Genomic DNA, 3,631 nt, shown 5'->3' with positions numbered 1-3,631 from the left:
CAACCGGTCGGCTTCGTCGACCACCTGCTGCTCACCGACGGTGCGCAGCGGCGGCTCGGGAGTGTCACCGTCGGCCAGCGCGGCGTTCTTCACCGCGGCCAGGGTGTGCGCGGTGTGCACCAGCGGCACCGACCAACGGTCCCGGGCCAGCCAGCCGACCTGACCGGACAGCCAATAGTGCGAGTGCACGATGTCGTAGTAGCCGGGCTCGTGGGCAGCCTCTGCCCGCAGCACGCCGGCGGCGAACGCACACAGTTGGGTGGGCAGGTCGTATTTGTCCAGGCCTTCGAACGGCCCGGCGACCACATTGCGGACCAGCACACCGGGAGCCACCCGTGCCACCGGCGGATCGGTGGACGCGGTGGCGCGGGTGAAGATCTCCACCTGCACGCCCCGCCGGGCGAGATGAAGTGCGCTCTGCAGCACGTACACGTTCATCCCCCCGGCATCGCCGACACCCGGCTGGGCCAGGGGCGAGGTGTGCACCGCCAACACCGCGACGCGGCGCGGATTGGTCAGCTCGGAGGCGTCCAGCCGGGACAGGTCAGTGTGGGCCACCCAGTCATCTTTGCAGGACCCGCTCCCAGCGCAGGTCAGGCGGGTGTCTCGGTGGCGACGTCATAGGCGGGCAGCGGCGGCAGGGCGCGGCGCATAGCGCCCAGCGGGTCCGCATAAAGTCCGGCCAGCGACACGATGCCCGCCCCTGACTCCTGCACCCGATTCCCGAAAGCGGTCATCCGAATGTCGCGCGGCGGCAGCACCAGGCGTGCCTTGTAGGCCTCCTCGACCTGCTGCATGGCCTCGGGGTATTCGGTGAACGCCTGCCCGCCGACCACCAGGTCGTCGGGATTGAGCAGGTCCCGCAGCAGCGCGACCGCTTCGCCGAGCACTCGGGCGCGCTCGGCCAGCAGGTCCTTGGCTTGCTGGTTGCCGGCACGCGCGATCCGCAGCACCTCCGTGACCGGGGTGCCCAACCCGTTGTTGTGCGCCGGCAAGATCCGCAGCCGGCGTGCGGCGGCGAGCACCGCCTCGTCGCTGACGGTGGATTCCAGCAGCCCCGAACCGCCCAGCAGCTCAGATTGCGCGGGCAGGTTGGTGATCGTGCCCGGACCGCTGGCCGGGCTGTGCACCCGACCGCCGATCATCAGTGCGTAGCCCACCGTCTCGCGGGCGTAGACATAAAGACTGGTCGACGCGTTGGGCCCGAACCGGCGCATCCCGAGCAGCAGTTCGGCGGCGGCCATCGCGTCGACGTGTGAAGCCACCGAAACCGGCAGCTCCAGCGCGTCGGCGATGACCGGTCCGACCGGTGCATCCCGCCAACCCAGTCGGGCGTGCTCGACGTGGCCGGTGGCGGCATCGACCGTCCCACCGATGGCCACCCCGACCCACAGGGCCTGCCGCCGGTGCCAGCGCCGCAGGTAGCGTCGGGCGCCGTCCGCCAATGCGGCCAGCGCAGGCCCCTGAGCAGTGCGCGGAGTCGGAGTCTCGACGGCGTCCAGGGTGCGGCCGAACAGGTCGGTGGCCACGATGCTGGTGGTCCGCGCCCCGATGTGGATGCCCAGGGTGAGGAACGGTTCGTGGTTGACCTCGACGGGCACCCGGGGACGCCCGATCGCTCCGGAAACGGCCAGGTCGGCGCGTTCCCGCAGGAGTCCAGCATCCAGCAGGGCGATGACCTGCCGGTTTACCGTCGCGATGGACAGCGAAGTGACTTGGGCGATGACGTCGCGCCCGATCGGGCCGCGCAGCCGAACGGCCCGAAATACCGATGACGCCGCGGCGTCAGAAAGCTGTAGCGAGGGCGCCACCACGCGGTGGCGTCCCGGAGCTCGCCGCCGAACGGCCGCGAGGTGGTTGTACGGGTGAGAAGTGAAAGTTGTTGAGCGCATTAGCGAGTCCCTTGTCCGAGTTCCGATGGCGGTCTTAGCCGCACACCGTCGCGAGCGCTTAGCGGTTCGCTCAGGCGCGGCTGGTTGCGCGGCAACAACACGCGCAGCCCGCGCAACGACACGCGGTCAGACAGCCGAACAAGGTGCTGGAGTACACACGAGGAATTTAGCACGGTTACTACAGTTGTTCAGATGAGTTCCGCTGATCCGCATCCGACGACATCCGGCCACCGTGACCGCGACCGGCGCGTCGCGGTCGTCACCGGCGCCAGCGCGGGCATCGGCGAAGCGACTGCGAGAACCCTTGCCGCACAGGGCTTTCACGTGGTGGCGGTGGCACGACGGGCGGACCGGATCAACACGTTGGCCGCCGAGATCGGGGGCACGGCGATTGTGGCCGACGTCACTCAGGACGCCGCGGTGGCCGAGCTGGCCGGCCGGCTTCGCCGGGTCGACGTGCTGGTCAACAACGCCGGCGGCGCCAAGGGCCTGGAGTCGGTGGCCGACGCCGATCTCGAGCACTGGCGCTGGATGTGGGAGACCAACGTGCTCGGCACGCTGCGGGTCACTCGCGCGCTGCTGCCCAAACTGATCGACTCCGGCGACGGGCTGATCGTCACCGTCACGTCGATCGCGGCGATGGAGATCTACGACGGCGGATCCGGCTACACCGCGGCCAAGCACGCGCAGGGCGCGCTACACCGCACGCTGCGCGGCGAGCTGCTCGGAAAACCGGTGCGGCTCACCGAGATTGCGCCCGGCGCGGTCGAAACCGAGTTTTCGCTGGTGCGTTTCGGCGGAGACCGGCAGCGCGCCGATGCCGTCTACACCGACATGACGCCGCTGACCGCGGCCGACGTCGCCGAGGTGATCGGCTTTGTGGCGTCGCGGCCGGCGCACGTCAACCTCGACCAGATCATCATCCGGCCGCGCGATCAGGCCAGCGCTAGCCGCCGGGTCGGGCGCTAGTCGTCGGGGTGCCCGACAATGTGGGCGCGTTGCTCGGGGTGGCCGGCGCATTGCGCGGAATCGAGACCGGCGACGGCTTGGCTCCGCTCGGCGGCGGCAGGGCCGACATGCCCACCCAGGTGTCCCAGTCGACGGCCCAGTCCCAGATGTCACCGTCGGAGTAGGACAGCTCGATGCGGCTGCCGGTCACCTCGACCGGGTCGCCGTAGATGGCGCTGCTGAAGTACTGCTGGGCATCGGACGTCGACAAGTTGACGCAGCCGTTGGTGACGTTGGTGTTGCCTTGCGCGCCGGAGCTGGCCGGGTTGGCGTGGATGAACTCGCCGTTGTTGGAAATGCGCACCGCCCAGCGCTCGTGGATATTGCTGTAGCCGGCGGCCGGGTTGGACATGTAGAAGTCGGCGTGCTTCTCGCTGACCACGTGGATGCCGTTGCGGGTGACGTTGCGGGCCTTGTCGCCCTCGCCGTAGCTGCACGGGAAGTCCATGATGACGCCCTCGTCGCGGAGCACCTGGATGCGGTGCGACGAGATTTCGGCCTTGACCACTTGGCGACGACCGATGTCGAAGCTCAGGCTCATGTCCTGCTTGCCGTAGGCGCCGTCGCCGAAGGCCAGCCCGTAGAGCTTGGCGTCGACGTTCACCTTGGTGCCGGCCGGGTAGTACTCCCGGCTGCGCCAGTGCACGCGGGCACCCCCGACCTCGTCGGGTAGCCACGCCCAGCTGCCCTCGACGGGCGGCTCGGCGGTGACCTTCAGCGCCCGCTCGACG

At 69.5% G+C, this 3,631-nt stretch carries 4 protein-coding genes; 1 reads left to right on the top strand and 3 read right to left on the bottom strand.

The features are described from left to right. Together VGG53_RS12740 and VGG53_RS12735 are read right to left on the bottom strand one after the other, a co-directional pair. Nucleotides 1–558, bottom strand: a 558-nt coding sequence (locus VGG53_RS12740) for a glycosyltransferase (RefSeq protein WP_331518420.1), incomplete at its 3' end; no start/stop codon positions are given. A 35-nt stretch (nt 559–593) separates the two neighbouring features. Next, on the bottom strand, nt 594–1,892 hold the full coding sequence (locus VGG53_RS12735; protein ID WP_331518419.1) for an ROK family transcriptional regulator: 1,299 nt from the start codon (nt 1,890–1,892) through the stop codon (nt 594–596). A gap of 192 nt (nt 1,893–2,084) precedes the next feature. Here VGG53_RS12735 and VGG53_RS12730 point away from each other — a divergent pair, with 192 nt between their 5' ends. Then, complete coding sequence (locus VGG53_RS12730; RefSeq protein WP_331518418.1) at nt 2,085–2,861, top strand: SDR family oxidoreductase; 777 nt, start codon at nt 2,085–2,087, stop codon at nt 2,859–2,861. Here VGG53_RS12730 and VGG53_RS12725 read toward each other — a convergent pair. Beyond that, on the bottom strand, nt 2,839–3,631 hold a 793-nt coding region (locus tag VGG53_RS12725), incomplete at its 5' end, for a L,D-transpeptidase (protein ID WP_331518417.1). The genes VGG53_RS12730 and VGG53_RS12725 overlap by 23 nt on opposite strands.

Origin of the sequence: Mycobacterium sp., from assembly GCF_036490025.1 — a bacterium.
Lineage (GTDB): Bacteria > Actinomycetota > Actinomycetes > Mycobacteriales > Mycobacteriaceae > Mycobacterium.
Note: the sequence above shows the minus strand (reverse complement) of the source record. Positions and strands in the feature narration are given on the sequence as shown.